The 20270-nt window shown below is 75.2% G+C and carries 20 protein-coding genes; 13 read left to right on the top strand and 7 right to left on the bottom strand.

Going from position 1 to position 20270, the window contains the following annotated elements; genetic code table 11:
• Window positions 1-428 precede the first annotated feature (428 nt).
• The 6 genes from OG295_RS02800 to OG295_RS02775 all read left to right on the top strand — a co-directional run bounded on the left by OG295_RS02800 (window position 429) and on the right by OG295_RS02775 (window position 6511).
• A complete protein-coding gene (locus OG295_RS02800; RefSeq protein WP_371675355.1) occupies window positions 429-1220 on the top strand; it encodes a serine/threonine protein kinase in 792 nt (263 codons plus the stop codon).
• Window positions 1189-2748, top strand: a complete 1560-nt coding sequence (locus OG295_RS02795; protein WP_371675354.1) for a serine/threonine-protein kinase — start codon at window positions 1189-1191, stop codon at window positions 2746-2748. The genes OG295_RS02800 and OG295_RS02795 overlap by 32 nt, the downstream gene beginning before the upstream one ends.
• Window positions 2749-2952: 204 nt before the next feature.
• Complete coding sequence (locus OG295_RS02790; RefSeq protein ID WP_371675353.1) at window positions 2953-3426, top strand: RICIN domain-containing protein; 474 nt, start codon at window positions 2953-2955, stop codon at window positions 3424-3426.
• A gap of 34 nt (window positions 3427-3460) precedes the next feature.
• Window positions 3461-4495, top strand: a complete 1035-nt coding sequence (locus OG295_RS02785; RefSeq protein WP_371675352.1) for an LGFP repeat-containing protein — start codon at window positions 3461-3463, stop codon at window positions 4493-4495.
• Window positions 4496-4508: 13 nt separating this feature from the next.
• A complete protein-coding gene (locus OG295_RS02780) occupies window positions 4509-5519 on the top strand; it encodes an LGFP repeat-containing protein (RefSeq protein WP_371675351.1) in 1011 nt (336 codons plus the stop codon).
• 11 nt (window positions 5520-5530) lie between these two features.
• Window positions 5531-6511, top strand: coding sequence for an alpha/beta hydrolase (locus tag OG295_RS02775; RefSeq protein WP_371675350.1), 981 nt, complete (start codon window positions 5531-5533; stop codon window positions 6509-6511).
• 100 nt (window positions 6512-6611) lie between these two features.
• Here the strand turns inward: OG295_RS02775 and OG295_RS02770 are convergent, their stop codons facing one another.
• Together OG295_RS02770 and OG295_RS02765 are read right to left on the bottom strand one after the other, a co-directional pair.
• Entirely contained in the window at window positions 6612-7919 is a 1308-nt protein-coding gene (locus OG295_RS02770) for an MDR family MFS transporter (protein WP_371675349.1), read from the bottom strand.
• Window positions 7916-9022 (bottom strand): PLP-dependent cysteine synthase family protein, encoded by a 1107-nt coding sequence (locus OG295_RS02765; protein ID WP_371675348.1) that lies wholly within the window; start codon window positions 9020-9022, stop codon window positions 7916-7918. The genes OG295_RS02770 and OG295_RS02765 overlap by 4 nt, the downstream gene beginning before the upstream one ends.
• Before the next feature lie 417 nt (window positions 9023-9439).
• On the opposite strand from OG295_RS02765, the gene OG295_RS02760 reads away from it, so the two are divergent.
• Window positions 9440-9589 carry a hypothetical protein gene (locus tag OG295_RS02760; protein WP_371675347.1) on the top strand — a complete coding sequence of 50 codons (150 nt, stop codon included), beginning with the start codon at window positions 9440-9442 and terminating at the stop codon, window positions 9587-9589.
• A 237-nt stretch (window positions 9590-9826) separates the two neighbouring features.
• Here OG295_RS02760 and OG295_RS02755 read toward each other — a convergent pair whose 3' ends face one another.
• On the bottom strand, window positions 9827-10207 hold the full coding sequence (locus OG295_RS02755; RefSeq protein ID WP_371675346.1) for a hypothetical protein: 381 nt from the start codon (window positions 10205-10207) through the stop codon (window positions 9827-9829).
• Between the two features lie 206 nt (window positions 10208-10413).
• On the opposite strand from OG295_RS02755, the gene OG295_RS02750 reads away from it, so the two are divergent.
• Window positions 10414-10956: a DoxX family protein gene (locus OG295_RS02750; RefSeq protein ID WP_371675345.1), complete on the top strand. Its 543-nt coding sequence runs from the start codon at window positions 10414-10416 to the stop codon at window positions 10954-10956.
• Between the two features lie 79 nt (window positions 10957-11035).
• On the opposite strand, the gene OG295_RS02745 is transcribed toward OG295_RS02750, so the two are convergent.
• The 4 genes from OG295_RS02745 to OG295_RS02730 all read right to left on the bottom strand — a co-directional run bounded on the left by OG295_RS02745 (window position 11036) and on the right by OG295_RS02730 (window position 16141).
• Window positions 11036-12937 (bottom strand): ATP-binding cassette domain-containing protein, encoded by a 1902-nt coding sequence (locus OG295_RS02745; protein WP_371675344.1) that lies wholly within the window; start codon window positions 12935-12937, stop codon window positions 11036-11038.
• 380 nt (window positions 12938-13317) lie between these two features.
• Entirely contained in the window at window positions 13318-13836 is a 519-nt protein-coding gene (locus tag OG295_RS02740; protein WP_371675343.1) for a universal stress protein, read from the bottom strand.
• Between the two features lie 180 nt (window positions 13837-14016).
• The gene (locus OG295_RS02735; protein WP_371681085.1) at window positions 14017-15405 is read right to left on the bottom strand and encodes a sensor histidine kinase; all 1389 of its coding nucleotides are present in this window, start codon (window positions 15403-15405) and stop codon (window positions 14017-14019) included.
• Window positions 15406-15463: 58 nt separating this feature from the next.
• The gene (locus OG295_RS02730) at window positions 15464-16141 is read right to left on the bottom strand and encodes a response regulator transcription factor (protein WP_356217105.1); all 678 of its coding nucleotides are present in this window, start codon (window positions 16139-16141) and stop codon (window positions 15464-15466) included.
• Window positions 16142-16274: 133 nt separating this feature from the next.
• Here OG295_RS02730 and OG295_RS02725 point away from each other — a divergent pair, with 133 nt between their 5' ends.
• From OG295_RS02725 to OG295_RS02705, 5 genes are all read left to right on the top strand, one after another.
• Window positions 16275-16907 (top strand): hypothetical protein, encoded by a 633-nt coding sequence (locus OG295_RS02725; RefSeq protein ID WP_371675342.1) that lies wholly within the window; start codon window positions 16275-16277, stop codon window positions 16905-16907.
• A gap of 98 nt (window positions 16908-17005) precedes the next feature.
• Entirely contained in the window at window positions 17006-19144 is a 2139-nt protein-coding gene (locus OG295_RS02720; protein WP_371675341.1) for a SpoIIE family protein phosphatase, read from the top strand.
• Window positions 19145-19251: 107 nt separating this feature from the next.
• Window positions 19252-19413: a hypothetical protein gene (locus tag OG295_RS02715; RefSeq protein ID WP_371675340.1), complete on the top strand. Its 162-nt coding sequence runs from the start codon at window positions 19252-19254 to the stop codon at window positions 19411-19413.
• Window positions 19407-19973: a helix-turn-helix transcriptional regulator gene (locus tag OG295_RS02710; protein ID WP_371675339.1), complete on the top strand. Its 567-nt coding sequence runs from the start codon at window positions 19407-19409 to the stop codon at window positions 19971-19973. The genes OG295_RS02715 and OG295_RS02710 overlap by 7 nt, the downstream gene beginning before the upstream one ends.
• Window positions 19904-20239: a zinc-binding dehydrogenase gene (locus OG295_RS02705; RefSeq protein WP_371675338.1), complete on the top strand. Its 336-nt coding sequence runs from the start codon at window positions 19904-19906 to the stop codon at window positions 20237-20239. The genes OG295_RS02710 and OG295_RS02705 overlap by 70 nt, the downstream gene beginning before the upstream one ends.
• The last annotated feature ends 31 nt before the right edge of the window (window positions 20240-20270 follow it).

Here is a 20270-nt window from a genome sequence, read left to right as displayed (position 1 = left end):
CTGCGCCGGGTCGCCGCCCGGCCCGCCCGGTGGCCGGGGGAGGGGGACGGCGCACCCGACGGGTCCGAGCCCCCTTCCCGTCTACGCCCCGGCCCGCCGGCGCGGGACCCGGCGTCCGAGGCGGACCGGCGGGCGGCCCCGATCCGGCCCCTGACCAGCGATGACGCGCCGCGCCGGGCCGGGGCGCCGCCCGCCGCCGACGGCCGGTCCCCGACCCGACCCGGCCGGGACCGGCCCCCGGCCCGGCCCCGCCGGGCGGCGCCGGGGGCGGCGGCGGGCCCGCGCGGGGCACCGGGGACGCGGTCGGCCGGGCCGCGCGGGACGGCACGCGGGGCTACGAAAGCAGCCAAAGCGCCCCCGGGAGCCCCCGTCCGGCCTGTGTACCCTTCGCCGCGTGACGACCGGTGACACGGAGCAAGGAGGGGGCAGTGAGCGGGGTACTGATCCACCTGCCGCGGGGGAGCGGTGACGCGGTGACCCTGCGGCTGGGGCCGGGGGAATCGGCGCGCTTCGGGCGGGGTTCCGAGACCACCCCCGTCGAACTCCGCCTCGTCGACGCGGCGATCTCCCGGCTGGCCGGGGAGATCCGGGTGACGGACGACCACTGGCAGCTCAGCAACCACAGCACGACCCAGAGCTACCTGGTGGAGAACCCGGAGGGGGCCGGGGAGTACCTGCGGGTGCCGCCGCGACGGGCCGGGGCACCGATCCCCTTCGAGTTCTCGCGGGTCGTGCTGCCCACCCGCGGGGAGGCCACGGTCTCCTTCCAGGTGTTCGCGCCCGACCACGTCTACCTGGACCCGGCCGGTACGGGCGGCTCCTGGGGGAGCCCCACGGTCACGGCGTACTCCCTCGACGAGACGGCCATCTACTTCCTCGTCCTGGTCGCGCTCTGCGAACCGCGGCTGCGTGACGAGTCCCCGGTCGCGGTGCCCACCACCCCCGAGATCGTCGAGCGGCTCGCGGGACTGCCGGGCTGCGCGCAGCTGACGGCCCGCGCGGTCACCTCGCACATCGACTACCTCGCCGACGAGAAGACGCGGATCAGCGCCCCCGCCGAGACCGGCCCCGGCAGGGGCCCCCGGCGCAACGGCAAGCGGGAGTCGCTCGTCGGACTCGCGCTGCGGTTCGGGCTGGTGCGGGAGGAGCACCTCGCGCTGCTGCCGCCCCGGGCCGGAGGAGGAGAGGGTGCAGCGCCCGGCCGACGCCTCGGGAAGTGACCGCGGCGAAGCGCTGCCGCGCGGCCACCGCGTCGGAGCGTGGGAGGTCACCGGCCCGATCGGAGCCGGCGGCTGGGCAACGGTCCATGCGGGCCGGCGGGCGGCCGACGCCACACCCGGCACCGCGCGCATGGCGGCGGTTCCCGCGACGACGGCCCCTCCCGCGAAAACGACGGCCCCGCCCGCAACGACGGCCCCGCCCGGCACGGCCGCCACCCCCGACACCGCGGGCGCGGCGGACGGAGGCCCGCCCGGGGAGGTCGCCCTGAAGGTCCTGCCGACCGGCGGCCTCGCACCCCGCCAGGCACGCGCGATCGCCGAATCCGCCCGGCGCGAGGTCGAGCTCGCCCGCAGGGCCGGACACCCCCGGCTGATCCGCCTGCTCGACTCCTTCGTGCTGAGCGAACCCGGCCACCCGTACCTGGACGGCGCGATCGTGCTGGTCATGGAGCGGGCCGAACGCAGCCTGCGCGACCGGCTCGCCACCCCGGTGACCGTGGCCGAAGGGGCCCGCCTGATCACCGGGATCTGCGAGGGACTGGCCCACCTGCACCGCAGCGGCTGGGTCCACGGGGACCTCAAGCCGGACAACGTCCTGCTGATGCCGGACGGCTCGGTCAAGCTCGCCGACTTCGGCCTCGCCACCGAACTGACCGGCACCCACGGCACCCACGGGTACGCGCCCCCGATGGGCACCCTGGACTACCTCCCGCCCGAGCGCCGACGGGCACCGCTCGGCGAACACGGCGTCCAGGTCCGGCCCAGCGCCGACGTCTGGGCGCTCGGCATCGTGATCCACGAGGTGTTCGCGGGCGGCGCCCCGCCCTTCCCGGGCGCCACCTCGATGGCGCGCGCCGCGGCGGCCCAGGAGTACGCCGAGGGCCGCGCCGCGCTGCGCACCGACCACGCGGTACCGCCGTTCTGGCGCGAGCTGGCCGCCGACTGCCTGGCGCCCACCCACGAGGCCCGCGCCGCGCACACCGCCGAGTCCCTGCTCCGCCGCATCGCCGCCGACCGGCGGGCAGAGGGACCGGCCGTCACGGACCCGGCCTCCCCACCCCCGCCCGCACGCCGGCTCCACCGCCGGGCCCGCGCCGCCCTCCTGGCCGGCGCCGCCGTGTGCGGGGCGGCCGTCGCACTCTGGCCCCACCAGGCCCGCGACGCGTCACCCGCGGCCGCCCGGGCCGAAGTCACCGGCAGCCTGCGGGTGTTCAACGCCGAGCAGGGATGCCGGAACCGGACGGACCGGAACCCGCGGTGCAGCCTCGGCCTGGCGATCGACCCGCTGAAGGCCTACACCCCCGACAACGTCGTGGCCACCCGGGTGTGGGACGGGCAGGTCCTCGCCGTGGAGTGCCTGCTCCCCCGGGGGATGCCCATCATCGACGAATCGGACGCCGTGTCCGTCGAGTGGTTCCGCGTCCGCCTGCCCGGGGACGCGGCCCGCCCCACCGCCTGGCTGCCGGCCGTGCGCACCAAGGACCGCCCCGCCGTCCCCGAATGCCCCGGCCCCACCCCCGCCGGCTGACGGGTTCCCGCACCGAGGAGCCCTCCGCGCGGGTGGCGGCTGCCCCGAGTCTGTGGCCCGCGCTCCCCGCCGTCACTCCGGAACGTTGCGGATGCCCCCGCCCCGCGCCCCGCCGCTAGCTTGCCGTCTGCCGGTCCGCGGACCGAGCCCACGCCCGTCGGCAGCGGGCGCGGGTCCCCTCACGGATGGAAGTGAACTGCACCGATGCGCGTCACACGAACCCCCCTGCCCGGCAAGGCCCTTGCCCTCACCGCCCTCGCCTCCCTCACCGCCCTGGCCGCGGCGCCCGCCGCCTCGGCGGCCCCCGCCCGCCCGGCCGACGCCGTCCAGAGCTTCCGCAACCAGGCGACCGGCCGCTGCATGGACGACACCTCCAACGGGTTCCGCACCTGGAGCTGCAACGGCAGCAACCCGCAGATGTGGACCGTGCACGTCTGGGGCGACGGATCCCGGCAGCTGCGCAACGTCAACACGGGCCGCTGCGTCGAGGACACCGACAACGGGTTCCGCACCGTCGGCAGCTGCAACTCCAGTCCGGAGCAGAGCTGGTGGGTGAAGGTCTGGGGCGACGGCAGCATCCGCCTGCAGAACCAGGCCACCGGCCGGTGCATCGACGACAGCTCCCTGGGCTTCCGGACGTGGGCGTGCAACGACACCCCCTACCAGAGCTGGTTCTGACCCCCCTGACATCCCCTCACGAAGGAGCACACAGGTGCCTGGACCGGCCGTACGACACGCGGGACGGGGGCTGGCGCTCGCGCTGGCCCTGACCACCGCGACCACCCTGGGCGGCCCGGCCCGGGCGGCGGGACCGACGCCGCCCGGTGTGCCGGGACCCCTCGGGCACCCGGCGACCGCCGAGATGTTCTGCGCGATACCGCCCGAGCGGGACATCGCGGTCACCCGCAAGGTGTACGAGGTCGGCCAACGGCGCGGCGTGTCCGAGAAGGTGATGCTCGCCGGATTCGAGACCGGCTGGGTGGAGTCCCGCATGAACAACCTGAACTGCGGGGACCGCGACTCGCTCGGCGTCTTCCAGCAGCGGCCCTCCCAGGGCTGGGGCTCGCCCGAGCAGGTCCTCGACGTCGACTACGCGGCGAACAAGTTCTTCGAGGTGGCCCAGCAGATGGAGCCCGGCATGGAGGGAAGCAGCGCCGGCGAGCTGGCCCAGGCCGTCCAGCGCTCCGCCTACCCCGAGCGCTACCCCCAGGCGGAGGGCGTGGCCCGGCAGATGCGGGACGAGGCGTTCCAGCCCTACGGCTCGATCGGGGCCAAGTTCGACGCCCTGGGCGGCGCGGGCGGGCCCCTCGGGGATCCCGTACGCGCCGAGGAGGACGCCCTGCTGGGCGGGCGCTTCCAGGCGTTCCGCAACGGCATCGTCATCTGGCACCCGGACGCCGCCTTCGCCGTGTACGGGGACATCCTCGCGCGCTTCTGGGCCACCGACGCCGAACGGCAGTGGGGTTTCCCGACGATGGACGAGGCCGACGCGGGCCAGTCGCCGGGCGGCACCCGCGGCCGGTACCAGACCTTCGAGAGGGGCCTCTTCCTCTGGTCCCCGCAGACCGGCGCGCACGTGGTGCACGGGGCGATCCACGACGCCTTCCGCGCGGGCGGCAACGAGCGGGTCTTCGGCTACCCGGTGACCGACGAGACGGACGAGGCGGGCAACGGCAAGGCCCAGAAGTTCCAGAACGCCACGATCCACTGGAACCCGACCAGGGGCACCTGGACCACCGACAACTGACCGGGAGACAGCCATGAGAGCGTCGACCCTCCAGCGTGTGATCGGGGCGATGGTACTGGCCCTGGCCGCCCTCGCGATCTCCTTCTCCTCGCCGCAGGCCGCCGTCGCGGCCCCGCGCGGCGGGTCCATCGGGCGGGGCGAGGTGATGGACCGGGCCTGGTCGTGGATCGCCGAGCAGGTGCCGTACAGCCAGAGCGGCTGTCACGAGAACCAGTTCGGCTGCTACCGGCCGGACTGCTCGGGCTACGTGTCGATGGCCTGGCGCCTGGACTCGTCCCTGACCACCTGGACCCTGTGGAACGTCACCTCCGACCTTCCCGCGAACGAACTCCAGCCCGGCGACGCCCTGTTGCGTGACTCGGGCGGCACCGACCACGTCGCCCTCTTCGTCCGCTGGGCCGACGAGGCCCACACGCGGCCGGTGGTGCGCGAGACGTACGACTTCGGCCACGTTCCCGAGGAACGCGTATGGAACGACGGGCTCCGGGGATTCACCCCGCGCCGGTACGGCCAGCTGGACGACCTGATGCCGTACGGCTCCATCGGGGCGAAGTTCGCCGCCCTCGGCGGCGCGGGCGGCCCCCTCGGGGAACCCGTCGCCGGTGAACGCGATTCCATGATGGGCGGGCGCTTCCAGGCGTTCCGCAACGGCATCGTCATCTGGCACCCGGACGCCGCGTTCGCCGTGTACGGGGACATCCTCGCGCGCTTCTGGGCCACCGACGCGGAACGCCGCTGGGGCTTCCCGACGACGGACGAGGCGGAGGCCGGCCAGTCGCCGGGCGGCAGCCGGGGCAGGTACCAGTTCTTCGAGAAGGCGCTGTTCCTGTGGTCCGCGCAGACCGGAGCGCACCCGGTCCAGGGAGCGATCTACGAGGCCTTCCGCGCGGGCGGCAACGAGCGGGTCTTCGGCTACCCGGTGACCGACGAGACGGACGAGGCGGGCAACGGCAAGGCCCAGAAGTTCCAGAACGCCACGATCCACTGGAACCCGGCCAGGGGCACCTGGACCACCAACGACTGATGGAGGATTTCGTGAACGAGCAGCGCCCCACCCGCAGGAGCGTCCTGCGGACCGTCGGCGGACTCTCCGCCGCCGTGGCCCTCGGTGCCGGAGGCGTCCTCGCCTCCGCCACGGCGGCCGGCGCCGTCGGCGACGCCGCCGGGCTGCACATCGTCGACCGCGGCGAGGCCGACCCCCGCATGTGGTACTACCGCTTCGCCACCAACGAGATCGGCTGGCAGCCCGCCGTCAACGTCCTGCTGCCCGACGACTACCACACCAGCGGCCGCACCTACCCCGTCCTCTACCTCCTCCACGGCGGCCTCCAGGACTTCATCACCTTCGACGTCGCCGGAGTCCGTGCCTGGACCGCGGGCAAGCCGATCATCGTGGTGATGCCCGACGGCGGACAGGCGGGCTGGTACTCCAACCCGGTCAGCACCTTCGTCGGCCCCCGCAACTGGGAGAGCTTCCACATCAACCAGCTGATCCCCTGGGTGGACCAGAACTTCCGCACGTTCGCCGAGTACGACGGCCGCGCCGTCTCCGGGTTCTCGATGGGCGGCTTCGGTGCGCTGAAGTACGCGGCCAAGTACTGGGGCCACTTCGCCTCGGTCAGTTCCCACTCCGGCCCGGCCAGCGTGCGCCGCGACGGCGGCGCGGTGGTCCACTGGGCCAACGTGTCCGCCGCCGTCAAGGACCTCGCGGGCGGCACGATCTACGGCGCGCCCTGGGACCAGGCACGCGTCACCGCAGACAACCCCATGGAACGGCTGGAGAGCTACCGCAACAAGCGGATCTTCCTGGTCGCCGGCACCAGCCCCGACCGCACCAATGCCTTCGACACCTTCAACGAGACCCAGGTACTGGCCGGACAGAGGGAGTTCCGGGACGCCCTCGGCCGCGCCGGCATCCCGCACGAGTGGTACGAGGAGCCGGGCGGCCACATCATCCGCGACTACCTGATGATCCGCGACATCGATGGCATGATCGACCGTCTCCGCAGGGCGTAGCCCTCTGCTCGCCGCCCCGGGGCTCCGCGCGGCGGGAGCCCCCGGGCCCGGTCGCCCCGGTCCACCGCCTTTCCGGGAGGCGGACCGGGGCGCGCGCCGGTCAGCCGGTCAGGGCACCGGCCCGGGCCCCGGCCGGTACGGGGGGTGCGAGCCGGCCCGAGCGGTGGAGGCCGTAGACCGCCGCGGAGCAGCCGAGGCCGAGCGCGAACAGCGCCAGCCACGGGAGTGCGGACATCCCGGCGGACCGGGCCGCGTCCAGCGCGGCGCCCGTGAGCAGGTTGCCGAGCGCGATGCCCACCCCGCAGACCGTGTTGTACAGGCCGTAGTGGGTGGCGACGAGCCGGTCCCCGCAGAGCCGGACGATGGTGTCCATCTCGAAGGGGTACGCCACCATCGTCCCCACCGCCAGCAGCAGGGCGGACAGTGCCGGCGGCCCGGCCGCAAGCAGCCGTGCGAGCGGCCCCGGCCCCACCACCGGGAGCGCGGTGGCGGCCAGCAGCGGCAGGAACGCCGTCCCCATGATCAGCAGCCCCCAGGTCAGCGCCCGGCCCGGCGCCATCCGCGCCTTGCACCAGGCGGTGACCTTCGTCTGGAACAGGATCGTGCTCAGCCCCGAGACCGCGAACAGCAGCGCCACCGCGGCCGTGCCGAACGCGCCTTCGCCGCCGAGGCGCCGGACCTCCAGCGGCAGCGCCATGTAGACCTGGAAGGTCATCACGTAGGAACCGATCATGGCCACCGAGAACAGCAGGAACGGCCGGTTGCCCAGGATCCGGCGCCACTGCGCGAGCACGCCCTCGCGCGGTCCGGCCGTCCGGTCCTCGGCGTCGTTGCCCCGCCGGTCGGGCAGCGCCCGGATCTGTACGACGCTCAGCAGGGCGAAGATGCCCGCCGCGGCCAGGCAGGTGACGCGGAAGTCCACGCCCGTCAGCACCATGCCCACCAGCGGCCCCAGCAGGATGCCCGCCTGGTAGAAGACGTTGAACAGCGCGAACGCCTCGACGCGGCGCTCACCCGCGTCGGCCGCCAGGTACGCCCGGGTGGCCGGGTTGAACAGGGCCCCGGCCAGGCCCGTGGCCGCGGAGGCGACGAGCAGCGCGGGCACCGAGTCGACCAGCCCCAGGGTCGCGAAACCGGCGATGCGCAGCACCAGCCCGGCGATGATCATCGGCTTGTAGCCGAGGCGGTCGGCGAGCGTGCCGCCCACGAGGAACATGCCCTGCTGGCTGAAGTTGCGCACCCCGAGGATCAGCCCGACCGTCCAGCCGGCGAGCCCGAGAGGGCCGGCCAGGTGCGTGGCCAGGTAGGGCATGAGCATGTAGAAACCGAGGTTGATGGTGAACTGGTTGACCATCAACAGCTGGACGCTGCGCTCGTACGAACGCACCTGCGCGAGGGTGGTCCTCATCGGGTCCGCCCCTCCGCCCCGCGCAGCGTGAGCGGGTCCACCACACGGGCGCAGCGGGTCCAGCGCGTGACCTCCTTCTCGTCCAGGCTGCCGATCACCTCGGGCTCGCCGGCCGGAGGCGAGTCCAGCAGGCCGTGCGCGGCGCAGTAGTCGTCGTCGTACACGGTGCCGAGGTAACGCTGCGGCCCGTCGGGGAACACCGCCGCGATCCGGGTCTCCTCCGGGAGGGTGCGGGCCAGCCAGCCGGCGACGAGTGCGACGGCGCCGACGCTCCAGCCGCCGGCCGCGTAGTGGGAGGCGGCGAGCTGACGGCAGGCCCACACGGCCTCCGCCGGCGCGACCCAGTGGACCTCGGAGAACTGCTCGTAGGCGACGTTCCTGGGGTAGATGCTCGACCCCAGGCCGCGCATCAGCCGGGTCCGGGCGGGCTGCCCGAAGATGGTGGAGCCCACGGTGTCCACGCCCACCAGCGTCAGGTCGGGGTAGAGCTGCCGCAGGACGCGCGAGACGCCCGCGGAGTGCCCGCCGGTGCCCACACTGCACACCAGGACGTCGATGTGGCCCAGCTCGCGGGCCAGTTCGAGGGCGAGCGGGGTGTACGCCGTGGTGTTGTCGGGGTTGTTGTACTGGTCCGGGCACCACGAGCCGGGGTGACGTCCCATCAGCTCGCCCACGCGGTCCCGGCGGGCCTGCTGCCAGCCGCCGGTGGGGTGCGGTTCGCGGACGACGTTGACCCGGGCCCCGTACGCCGTCAGCAGCCGGGTCATCGAAGGCTCCAGGCCGGGGTCGGTGACGAGGGTGACGGGGTGCCCGTAGACCATTCCGGCGAGCGCCAGACCGAGGCCCAGGGTGCCGCTGGTGGACTCGATGATCCGGGCCCCCGGCAGCAGCTCCCCGCGGGCGCGGGCGCGCTCGACCATGTGCAGGCCGGGGCGGTCCTTGATGCCCCCGGGGTTGAAGCCCTCCAGCTTCGCCCAGAAGCCGCGCCCCTGCGGGGCGAGGGGCTGTGACACGCGCAGCAGGGGTGTGTTTCCGACCAGCCCGGAGAGGCCGGCGCGGGCGGGGTCGGCGGGTTGGGACACGTCGGTGGCCGAAGAATGCATGGTTCCGCTCTCGTTCGATGGTGCTTCGGGTGGTCGCTCATGGGGATGCCGACCTCGGCCGGGGCGGGGCCCGGCCGTTGGGCATGCGTCAGCCGTTGCGAAGGGAACTACGGGAGCGGACTAGAGCCGCCATCGACAGACGCTGGTCAGGACGGAGCGGCCGGAACGGGCCCGCGGAGCACCCGCGGAGCGGGTCGGCGCCGTCGGCGCGGCACGGGTTCCGGCACCCCGGCCCGGCAGGCCGCGCGCCGCCTGCCCGCCGCCGTCGGGCGCCGGGCCCGGAGCCGTACGTGCCGTGCCGGGGACGGCGGCGCAGGAGGAACCGTGCTCCGGATGCGGATGCGGCCGTCCTTCAGGCGCGGTCGGCCCGGACTGCGGCGCGGCTCCAGCGGCCCGCGACCCGGCGGAGACGGCCTCGTGCCGAGCGCCGCCGGGAGCCCCGGCGCCGTCGAGGAGGTGGGGGAAGCAGACGAGGGCCGCGAGGAGCAGGACGACGGGCACCGCGCCGAGTACGGCGGATGCCCATGGCGGGCCCGGACGGGCCGGGGGTACGCGGGGACGGCGTGACACGGTTCCTCCGTGCGGCGGGCACCCCCGGCCCGGTACGGGCGGGGGCGGCGGCGGATCGCGGGGACGGGCCGGGGGACGGGCCGGGGCCGGTCGGACGCGGACCGGGAACGGACCGGCTGCGGGCAGGGGCCGGCCGGGCACGGGCCGGGGTCACGGCGCCCCGCGTGGGGAGCGCGTGGACCGGCCGGTACGGCTACCGGGGCGCGCGGGTCGCCGTACGGAGGGCTGCGGTGTCTACACCCGCAGGACCGGCGGCGCCGCCGTACGGGCCGGGGCGGATCCGGACGCGCCGGCCGGGTCGCACCCGGGCAGACCCCGGCGGACCTCGGGGGTGCACCGGGTGACGGCCGCCGACGGGGAGGCCGGGGCGTCCACCACCGAACCCTGCCGGGGCGGCACGGGCGCGCACTCGTCGGCCGGGTGGGACGGGCCGTGGCCGTCGGCGGGGGAGGCCTGCGACACGGAGGCGGCCGCGGCCGGGTGGGCGGACGCGCCGGGCGCGTGGGCGCCGTGCGTGCAGATCAGGCCGAGCAGCAGCAGGGCCAGCCCGAGCAGGTGCAGCAGACCCGCCGGCCGGCGGGCCGGCGGCAGGTGCTGCGCGCGGGCTGTGACCACGCCGTGATCTTAGCGTCTCCGGAGCGTGATGACCGGTCGTCAATCGGACGACCCGTGGCCGAACGTGCACCGGGGGCCCGTATGGCGGATCTGCGGGCACCGGCCGGGGCGCCGGCGCCGGGAGCGGATAGGGATGCCGGGACCGCCCCGGGCGGCCGCGTCCCGCGTGCCCGCCCGTCTGTCCGCGCACCCACCGGGAGACCCTGATGACCTGCATCAACCGCCGTGACCTCGCTCTGCTGGCGCTCCGCACCGGCACCGGCGCGGTACTCGTCGCCCACGGGGCGCAGAAGCTCTTCGGGTGGTTCGGCGGCGCGGGCCTGACCGGGACGGCGGCCGCGATGGAACGCATGGGCTTCCGGCCGGGCCGGCAGAGCGCGATCGCCGCGGGCCTGGGGGAGGCGGGCGGCGGGGCGCTGCTGATGCTGGGGCTGGCCACCCCGGCCGCCGGGGCGGCCGCGGCCGGGGCCATGGCGGGAGCGGTGTCCGTGCACGCCCCGGCCGGCTTCTTCAACCAGGGCGGCGGATTCGAGTACCCGGCCTTCCTCGGGTTCACGGCGGCAGCCGTCGGCCTCGCCGGACCGGGCCGCTACTCCGTCGACCACGCCACCGGCCACCACTTCGACCAGCCGTGGACGGTGGCGCTGGCCTTCGGGGCCAGCGCCCTCGCCGCCGCCGCGGTGGTGACCGGCCGGGCCCGGGTCCTGGCGGCCGCGGAGGCGGAGTCGAAGACCGCCGGGCAGGAATGAACGGCCCTGCCCGGCCCCACGCCCCGATCGGCTCCGCACCCGCCCCGCGCCCGGCCCGGAGCCGGCGGGCCGCCGTGCGCTACCGGTCCTGGGACAGCTCGTAGAGCTCCCGGAACGTGCCGCCCTCGACGGCCAGCAGCTGCTCGAAACTGCCCTGTTCCTTGATCCGGCCGCCGTCGAGGACGATGATCCGGTCCGCCAGGCGGCAGTTCTCCATGCGGTGCGTGACGATCACCGTGATCCGTTCGTCCTTGGTCTCCCGCAGGCCCGAGAACACCCTGTGCTCGCCGCGCGGATCCATCGCGGAGGTCGGCTCGTCCATGACCAGCAGCGCCGGGCGCCGGTGGAAGGCCCGCCCGCAGGCCAGCCGCTGCCACTGGCCGCCGGACGGCTCGTGACCGCCCCACAGCGAGCGGGCCAGCAGGGTGTCGAGGCCCTGCGGGAAGCCGGCGACGACCTCCTTCATGCCGACGGCCCCCAGCGCCTCCCAGACCGCCTCCTCACCGCGCGGACCCGGCTGGCCGAGGGTGATGTTCTCGCGGGCGGAGAAGGGCCAGTACCCGTAGGACTGGGTGACGAGCCCGACGTGGGTCCAGGCCGAGCGCTGGTCCGCGTCGGAGGTCGGCACCCCGTCCCAGGACACGGTTCCCGCCGTCGGGGCCGTCAGCGCCGTCAGCAGCCGGACCAGCGTCGACTTCCCGGCCCCGTTCTCCCCGACGACGGCGACGACCTCGCCCCGGTTCAGGGTCAGCGACACCGGGCCGAGCGCCGGGGTGTCCTTGCCGGGGTAGGTGTACCCGGCCTCCTCCAGCCGGATCTTCTCGGGAGCCTCCATGGCCTGGGGGCCGCGCGGCCCCGAACGTTCGGCCGCCTGTGCGATGAAGGCGGTGTAGTCCCCGAGGTAGAGGGCGTGCTGGAACATCGCCGCCCCGTACACGACCAGCGAGGACAGCGCGGCCGTGGAGGTCCGCATCGCGACGATCGCCGTACCGGCGGCGCCCAGCGCCATGTACCCGCCGACCACGAGCCCGCCCAGCGACAGCCACGTCAGGGCGGTGAACAGCCCGGAGGCGCAGGCGGCGACGAGGTACACCACGAGGTAGCGGGGGGCCGAGCCGGTCATCCTGGAGTCGATGCGCTCGCAGACCGCCGCGTACCAGTGGTGGGCGTACGCCCGCATGCTGTTGCCGCGCAGCTCGTCCGCGAGTTTGGGCGTGGTCAGGTGCCAGCGCATCATGTTGCGGATGTTGCGGGAGGCGATCGTCTCGTTGTGCAGGGCGTGGTCGAGCCGGGCGGCGTGCACGGAGCCCAGCCCGCGCGGGACCACGGACAGCAGCAGGAGCGGCAGCAGCACCGGATGGACCACGGACAGCACGGAGGCCACGGCGAGCAGGTCGATCAGGCCGCCGGTGAACCCGAGGGCGTCCTGGAGCAGCATCGAGGACCGGGCCGATCCGGTCTCGGCGGCCTCGGAACGCTCGGAGAAGTCCGGGGCGTCGTAGCAGTCGAGGTCCACGTCCATGTGGGCGTCGACCATGGCGAGGTCGGCGATCGTGCACATGCCGGGGGTCAGCCGGCGAGCCGCGCTCCCTGCCGCGATGGAGGACAGGGCCCCGAGCGCGGTCATCGCGGCGGCGGCCGCCAGCGGCCAGGACGCCGCCGAGACGCGCTGCTCCACGGTGCCACCGGTCAGCAGGGGGCCCATGGCCTTCGAGACGGCGGCCAGGGCGGCGGCCGTGCACAGCCCGCCGAGGACCTGGGCGCAGACCAGCCATGCGAAGGCCGTCCGGTTCACCGCCCACGCCAGCCGGGCGGTGTGGGTGAGGGAGGCCGGGACGCGCCGGGCCATCTGCGCGAGCGAGAGCCGCTCCATGGCCTTGCTGTGCCGGCCCCACCTGAACGTGAACTCCGGCGGGGCGGGCGGGACGGGCGCGGCGGTGGCCACGGCCTGCTTCCCGGGCCGGTGCTGCTTCTCGGACATGCCGGTTCTCCTTCGACTCGCCTGCGGGCAGGGCCAGTTCGGCCCGGATTCCGGCACGGCGAAGCTGCCCTCACCCCGTCGTGGAGGGAGGGCCGGCGCGGGGTCCGGGGGAGCTGGAGGAGTGAGTACACAGCAGCCCCGAGGACGGAGCAACGCGATCTGGCCGACCTGCCGGCGGCCCCGGCCCCGGCCCGCGAACGCCTCCGGTCGGGCCCCGGCCCCGGCTCCGGGCTCCCGGCACGGGCAGAACGGCCGGAACCGGTCGGTGGCACGGCCCGGCGTACGGAAACCGCTTGCGGCGGCCCCGGGTCGACGCGGCCCCGGCCGAAGAGACCCGCGGCGGACCCCATGCGCACCCCGTGCGGGGCCCACCGCACCGCTCAGGGCATGAGCTCCCGCGTGTCGAGCGGGACGTGCCACGCGTTGCGCCGGTGCAGGGCGTCCAGTTGGGCCTGGAGCGGGTTCGGCGGCACGGCCAGGACGGGGCAGGGGGCGTGGGCCAGGCAGTAGCGGCCCACCGAGGGCCGCAGGGCGCCGAGCAGCCGCCCCCGTGTGCCGGCGCCGACCACGAGCAGGTCGTCCCCGTCCCGGGCGGCGTCGACCAGGGCGGCCCCGGGGGTGCCCCGCACCGCCTGCCCGGCCAGGGCGACACCCGGGCCCGCGGCTCCGAAGGCCCCGTCGAGGACCTCCCGCAGCCGCTTCACCGCGGCCGCCCGGCACTCGGCGTACACGAGGGAGCCGCCGCAGGACGTACGGGACCCCGGACCCCCGCCCGGCGCCTGCCAGGCCAGCACCACCCGCAGCTCCGCCCCGCGCCACCGTGCCTCCGCGGCCGCCCGCTGCAGGGCCGTCAGGCTTCCGCTGCTCCCGCTCACACCCACCACCACGCGTCGCCGCACCGCAGGTCCCTCCCCTGTCGCCTCGCCCGTGCTCCCGCGGCGCCGCGCCGCGCCGGAGCCCCTCTCCATTCAACGGCGGCCGGCGCGGCCCGTCCGTCAGCGATCCGTATGAACCCGGGGCCCGGGCGTCAAGGCTGCGTCAGGGGCGGGGGAGCGCGCCCGCCGCACCCCGCGCCGCGCTCACGTCCCGGACGGGGGAGCCACGGGCAGGCGGACGACCAGGCGGGCCCCGCCGGGGGAGTCGGCGGCCGTCAGGGTGCCGCCGTGGTGGGAGGTCAGGTCGCGGGCGATGGCCAGGCCGAGGCCGGCGCCGCCGTGGTCGCGGCTGCGGGCGTCGTCGAGCCGGGTGAAGCGTTCGAAGATCCGCTCCCGGTCCTCCAGCGCGATGCCGGGCCCGTCGTCGGCCACCTCCAGGACCGCGGTCCGCGCCCGGGGGCCGCCGACGGTGCGCAGCGTGAGGTCGACCCGTCCGGCGGCGAACCGCTGCGCGTTGTCGAGGAGGTTGGTGACCACCCGGGCGAGCCACAGCCCGCTGCCCTCCACCACCACGTCCGCCGCCAGCGACACCCGGACGGGGATCCGGTCGCCCAGCCGCGCGTCCACCGTGTCGCGCACCACCTCGCCGAGGTCCAGCCGCTGCGCGGGCACCGGCTGGGCGGCGTCGATCCGGGCCAGCAGCAGGAGGTCCGAGGCCAGCTGCTGGAGCCGCTCGACGTCCTCCAGCGCCCCGCCGATCAGCTCCGGCCACAGCTCCTGGTCCCGGACCGCCAGGGCCACCTCCAGCTGGGTGCGCAGCACGGTGATCGGGCTCCGCAGCTCGTGCGAGGCGTCCGCGATGAAGCGCCGCTGGCGGATGCCGGAGGACTCCAGCCGGTCGAGGGTGAGGTTCATCGTCTCGGCCAGCCGGGCCACCTCGTCGCGGGTCGGCGGCACCGGCACCCGCCGGTGCAGGTCGCGGTCGCCGATCTCGGCGACCTCTGCCCGGATCGCCTCGACGGGCCGCAGGGCGCGTCCGGTGACCCGCCAGGTCACGAACCCCACGGTGGCCAGCAGCAGCGGCCCGCCCACCACGAGGGCGGCGGCGGTGGTGTCGTCGGCGGCGTCCACGTCACGCAGGGAGGTCCCCACGAACACGGCGACCAGCCCCTGTGGCGTCTGCGTGGTCACCTGGACCACCCGCTGCCGGTGCTCGCCACCGAGCGGGCGGACCCGCCAGGTGTGGAAGGACTTGCCCGGACGCAGTGGTGCGACGGGGGCGAGAGCGGGGAGACCGGCCAGGTTCGGGGTGGACCGCAGCACCCGGCCGCGGGCGTTCACCACCTGGACGAAGTCCGCCCCCAGGCCGGCGGGCCGCATCCGGTCGAGGTCCCCGGCCGCCGCGAGCCCGGCGACGGTCTCCGCCTGCTGGGCGGCGTCCCGCTCGGCGTTGCGCAGCAGGTCGGCCTTCAGCAGGCCGAGCAGGGCGAAGGAGGCCACGGCCAGGGCCACGGCCACCACCACGACGGCGCCCGCGGTCGCCCGGGCGCGTACGGTCGTGGGCCGAAGCCGTCCCGGGCGCCACGACGGGATCCACCGCGGCAGCCGTGCCACCGGGCCGCTCAGCCGGCGCAGGGCCGAGGCCAGGGCATCAGCCACCGTCGACCGCCAGCCGGTAGCCCGCGCCGCGCACGGTCTCCAGGGCGGTGCGGCCGAAGGGCGCGTCGATCTTCCGGCGCACCGCGCTCACGTGGACCTCGACCACGTTCGGATCACCGTCGAAGGCGCTGTCCCAGACCTGCTCCAGGATCTCCCGTTTGGGCACCACCTCGCCCGGACGCCGGGCGAGGTACTCCAGGACCGCGAACTCCCGGGCGGTCAGCCGGATCTCCGTGCCGCCCCGGGAGCAGAAGTGCCGGGCGGGGTCGAGCGTCAGGTCGCCGAAGGTCATGGTCCGCGGGCCGCGGCGGCCCGTACGCCGGCCCAGGGCGCGGAGCCGGGCGACGAGCACGAGGTAGGAGAAGGGCTTGGACAGGAAGTCGTCGGCGCCGGTGTCCAGCGCCTCGGCCTCGTCGTACTCGCCGTCCTTCGCCGTGAGCATCAGGATCCCGGCCTCGTGGCCCGCCGCGCGCAACCGTGAGCAGACCCGGTAGCCGTTGAGGCCGGGCAGCATGATGTCGAGGACGATGAGGTCGTAGTCGTGCTCGGAGGCCATCCACAGCCCCTGGAGCCCGTCGTGGGCCACGTCCACCGAGAACCCCTCCGACTGGAGCCCGCGCTGCAGGGCCAGGGCCAGCCGTCGTTCGTCCTCCACCACCAGTACGCGCATGGGAACAGGGTCTCAGGCGCCCCGGGCGGGTGGCTGAAGAGGTCTTCAGGTGGCTTCAGGTGGGCTTCAGCAAGCGCTCCGCATGCTCGGGGCCGAGCCGGGTGCGGTGCCCGGGTGCATGAGGAGTGCCGGTATGTCTGAGTTCTACCCGCCGTCGGAACCGTCGGAGCAGTCCGGGCAGCCCGAGCCCGCCCAGGAGGGCAAGCCCGGCGGGCGCAAGCGCCTGGCCCGGGTGCTGCCCCGGGGCAAGGGCGCGCGCTGGGCCGCCGCGGGTGTGGCCGCCGTGGCGATCGTGGGCGGCGGGGCGGCGGCGGTCGCCGTGGCCGAGCACCACGAGCGGGCGGGCAAGGGCCACCGCGTCGAGTGGGCCGAGGGGGGCCACGAAGGCGGGCGCGGGCACGGTCGCGAGGGTGGCCCCGGCCGCGCCCACGAGGGCAAGGGCGAGGGCAAGGGCGAGCGCAAGGCCCACCGGCAGGGCGCTCCGAAGGTGCGCGACGGCGCCGCCGTGCCCGGTATCGCCCCGAAGCAGGCCCCCGCGCCCGCTCCGCTGCCCTCCCTGCCGATCGGGCAGGCCGCCGAGAAGGCCGCGGGCGCGGTCGGCGGCGGCAAGGTCGAGGCCCTGCGCCCGGTGGCCCAGGAGGGCGGCGACAGTGCCTGGCAGGCGGTGGTCCTCGGCCCGGACGGCGTCCGGCACGCGGTGACCGTCTCGGGCTCCGAGGGCACGGTCAGCGGCAACGTCGTCATGGACGGCCGCCGGGCCCGGTAGGCCGGCTCCCCGCCCGCCCTGCCCGTCCCGCGCGCTGCGCGCAGAATGAAGGGGACGTTCTCCGCCCCGGGCGGGGCGGACGGCAGAGGAGGCCGCCGGTGCTGCCGTCGGATCAGCCGGGGGAGGCACGGGCACACGGCCCGATCCTGTCCGAACCGGGATCGCTGCTGGAGCACGTGGCCGTGGCCGTCTTCGGCATGGACGGCGAGGGCCGGGTCTGTTACTGGGGCCCGGGCGCGCAGGACCTCTTCGGCCACGCGGCCGCCGACATCCTCACCCGTCCCGCCGCCCTCCTCTTTCCCCCCGTCGGCCCGGATGCGGCGCCGCCGGGGGGCCCCGCCCCCGCAGGCCCCGACCCCGCGGGCTCCGCCCCCGCCCCCGGCCCGGCCGAACGCCTCGTCGAACGCGGCCGCACCCTCGGGTACTGGCGCGTCCGGCTCCCGGTCCTGCACCGGGACGGCTCCGTCTTCGACTGCGGGTTCCGCGTCTTCCCGGTGACCGGAACCGCCGGCGGCGCCGTGACCATGGGCCTGGTCAGCAGGAGCGACGAGCTCGACCGGGTCAAGGCGAACCTCGCCTTCCTCGACGCCCTCTTCGAGACCTGCCCCATCGGCCTGGTCATGCTCGACGAGGACCTGCGCTACGTCCATGTCAACCAGGCGCTGGCCGACATGGACGGGATCCCCGCCCGGGACCACCTGGGCCGCGCCGCCGCCGACATCATGATCACCTCCGACGGCGGCGAGTTCGCGCGCATGCTGCGCGCCGTCGCCGACGGGGGCACCCCGCTGGTCGACACCCTGGTGGGACTGCGCACCCCGGGCCACCCCGACCGCGACCAGGTGCGTTCGTTCAGCCTCTTCCCGCTCAGCGGCGCGGTCGGCACCCGGTCCGGGGTGGGCGGACTGGTCGTGGACGTCACCGACCGGGAGCGGGCGCTCCTGGAGGCGACGGCCGCCCGCCGGCGCCTCGACCTGCTGGACCGGGCGGCCGCCCGGATCGGCACCACCCTCGACGTGGGCACCACCGCCCGGGAACTGGTCGACGTCGCCGTTCCGGAGTTCTGTGACGGCTCGGTCGTCGAACTGGTGGAGTGGATGGACCCCACCGAGGCCTTCGACCCCCGGCTGCCCCTCTTCACCCGCCGGATCGCCGCTCGGGCGACACTGTCCCGGCCCGCCGTCGAACAGCTCCAGGGCCTCGAACACGTGAAGTACCCGCCGGGCTCCAGCATCCACCGGATGTTCGCCACCGGCCGCCCGCTCCACGTCCCCGTGAACGAGGACTTCACCGCCCGTACGATCGCGCACCCCGAGCGCGCCCGGGTGATCCTGGACAGCGGCCTGGTGAGCCTCCTGATCGCCCCGCTCGTCGCCCGCGGCACCGTCCAGGGCATCGCGATGTTCGGCCGGTCCGCCGACCGGCCCGGTTTCACCGAGCAGGACCTCAGCCTGGCCGGCGAACTCGCCTCCCGCGCCGCCCTCTGCCTGGACAACGCGCGCCTCTACAGCCAGGTCCAGGACATCGCCCTGACCCTGCAGCGCGCCCTGTTGCCCGACGCCCTGCAGCCCGGCCCCCACCTCACCGTCGCCCACCGCTACCTGCCCGGCAGCCGCGTCACCGAGGTCGGCGGCGACTGGTACGACGTGATCGGCCTGCCCGGCGACCGGGTCGCCCTCGTCGTCGGTGACGTCATGGGGCACGGCGTCCCGGCCGCCGCGTCGATGGGACGGCTGCGCATCACCGCGGCGGCGCTGGCCCGGCACGGCCCGGAGCCGCACGACCTGCTCACCGAACTCGACCTCTGCGCACGGGAGTCCGGCATCGAGCTGGCCACCTGTCTCTACGTGGCCTACGACCCCCACACCGGCGACGCCCGGATCTCCGGAGCCGGTCACCCCCCGCTCCTGGTACGCCACCCGGACGGGACCGTCGAGACCCTGGCCGGCGCCATGGGCGTCCCCCTCGGGGTCGGCGGCGTCCCCTTCCGCACCATGCGGACCCACCTTCCCGACGGTGCCGTCCTCGCCCTGTACACCGACGGCCTGATCGAGGCGCGCGGCCGGGACATCGACGCCGGACTGGCCGCGCTGCGCGCCGAACTGAGCCGCGCGGAAGGCTCGTTGGAGGAGATGGCGGACCGTGTCCTGACGGCCCTGCTGCCCGCCGCGCCGACCGACGACACGGTCCTCGTCCTCGCCCGGATCCACGGCGCCACCCCGCCGCCGGCCGGCTGAAGTCAAGAAACCTTGACACGATGTCGGGGATCCTCGGCACTCCCCATGTCTGGTTTTCTTGACATGGGAAGAGGGGCGTCCGCAATGGCCGTCGAAGAGAAACGCGCGTGGATCATGCTGGTTGCGCCGTGACCGCCCTGGGCCTGGCCATGGCCGAAGCGGCGCCGTTCTGGATCGCCAACGCCATCTACCCGGCCTTCGTCCTCTCCTCGGTCCTCGGCTCCACCGTCAAGCTCGTCTCCTACCGCCTCGGCTTCCACCCGTGGTGAGGCCGACCCGGGTCACCAACGCCATCCGGGCGCAGCGCTTCGCCCACGGCGAGATGACCCAGGCCGAACTCGCCCGCCGGATCGGCGTCAGCCGCCAGACCGTGATCGCCATCGAACAGGGCCGCTACTCGCCCACCCTGGAAATGGCCTTCCAGATCGCCGCCGTCTTCGGCGTTCCGCTCGACCAGGTCTTCCAGTACTCCGCCACCACCCCCCCCCGCCAGAGGGAGACACGCCATGAGGGCAGTGGTCCAGGACGTCTACGGACCCCCCGAGGTCCTGCGCGTCGAAGAGACCGAACGGCCCGTCCCCGGCCCCGGCGAGGTCCTCCTGAAGGTCCACGCCGCGGGGTCGACCAGGGCGTCTGGCACCTCATGTCGGGCCGCCCCCACCTGCTGCGCGCCCTGGGGTTCGGGCTGCGGGCCCCCAGGGTCCGGACACCTACACCCGCGAGGACCCCACCGACGGCGGCCGGCACTACGACCTCATCGTGGACACCGGCGGCAACCGGTCCCTCAGCCGGCTGCGCCGGGCCCTCACCCCGCGCGGGACCGTCGTGATCGTCGGCGGTGAGGGCGGAGGGCGCTGGATCGGCGGCTTCGACCGGCTGCTGCGCGCCCAGCTGCTGTCCCCGTTCGTCCGTCAGCGCCTGTGCGGACTGGGCGCGGTCCCCCGCACCGCCGAACTCGCCACCCTGGCCGAGCTGATCGACTCCGGCGCCGTGACCCCGGCCGTGGACCGCTGCTACCCCCTGGACGAGGTCCCCGAGGCGATCCGCCGGCTGCGCTCCGGGGCCGTGCGCGGGAAGCTGGTCATCCGGACATGAGCGTCCGGGCGGCGCGGCCGCGCGGGGCCGG

It is taken from the genome of Streptomyces sp. NBC_01276, from assembly GCF_041435355.1.
GTDB lineage: Bacteria > Actinomycetota > Actinomycetes > Streptomycetales > Streptomycetaceae > Streptomyces.
This window is presented reverse-complemented; position numbering and strand designations above follow the sequence as displayed.

Bases quoted from the DNA above. Each gene is read 5' to 3' on its own strand.
- OG295_RS02765 (WP_371675348.1), bottom strand. From the start codon at position 9,022: ATGCATTCTTCGGCCACCGACGTGTCCCAACCCGCCGACCCCGCCCGC.
- OG295_RS02770 (WP_371675349.1), bottom strand. From the start codon at position 7,919: ATGAGGACCACCCTCGCGCAGGTGCGTTCGTACGAGCGCAGCGTCCAG.
- OG295_RS02730 (WP_356217105.1), bottom strand. From the start codon at position 16,141: ATGCGCGTACTGGTGGTGGAGGACGAACGACGGCTGGCCCTGGCCCTG.
- OG295_RS02780 (WP_371675351.1), top strand. From the start codon at position 4,509: ATGAGAGCGTCGACCCTCCAGCGTGTGATCGGGGCGATGGTACTGGCC.
- OG295_RS02725 (WP_371675342.1), top strand. From the start codon at position 16,275: ATGTCTGAGTTCTACCCGCCGTCGGAACCGTCGGAGCAGTCCGGGCAG.
- OG295_RS02745 (WP_371675344.1), bottom strand. From the start codon at position 12,937: ATGTCCGAGAAGCAGCACCGGCCCGGGAAGCAGGCCGTGGCCACCGCC.
- OG295_RS02790 (WP_371675353.1), top strand. From the start codon at position 2,953: ATGCGCGTCACACGAACCCCCCTGCCCGGCAAGGCCCTTGCCCTCACC.
- OG295_RS02750 (WP_371675345.1), top strand. From the start codon at position 10,414: ATGACCTGCATCAACCGCCGTGACCTCGCTCTGCTGGCGCTCCGCACC.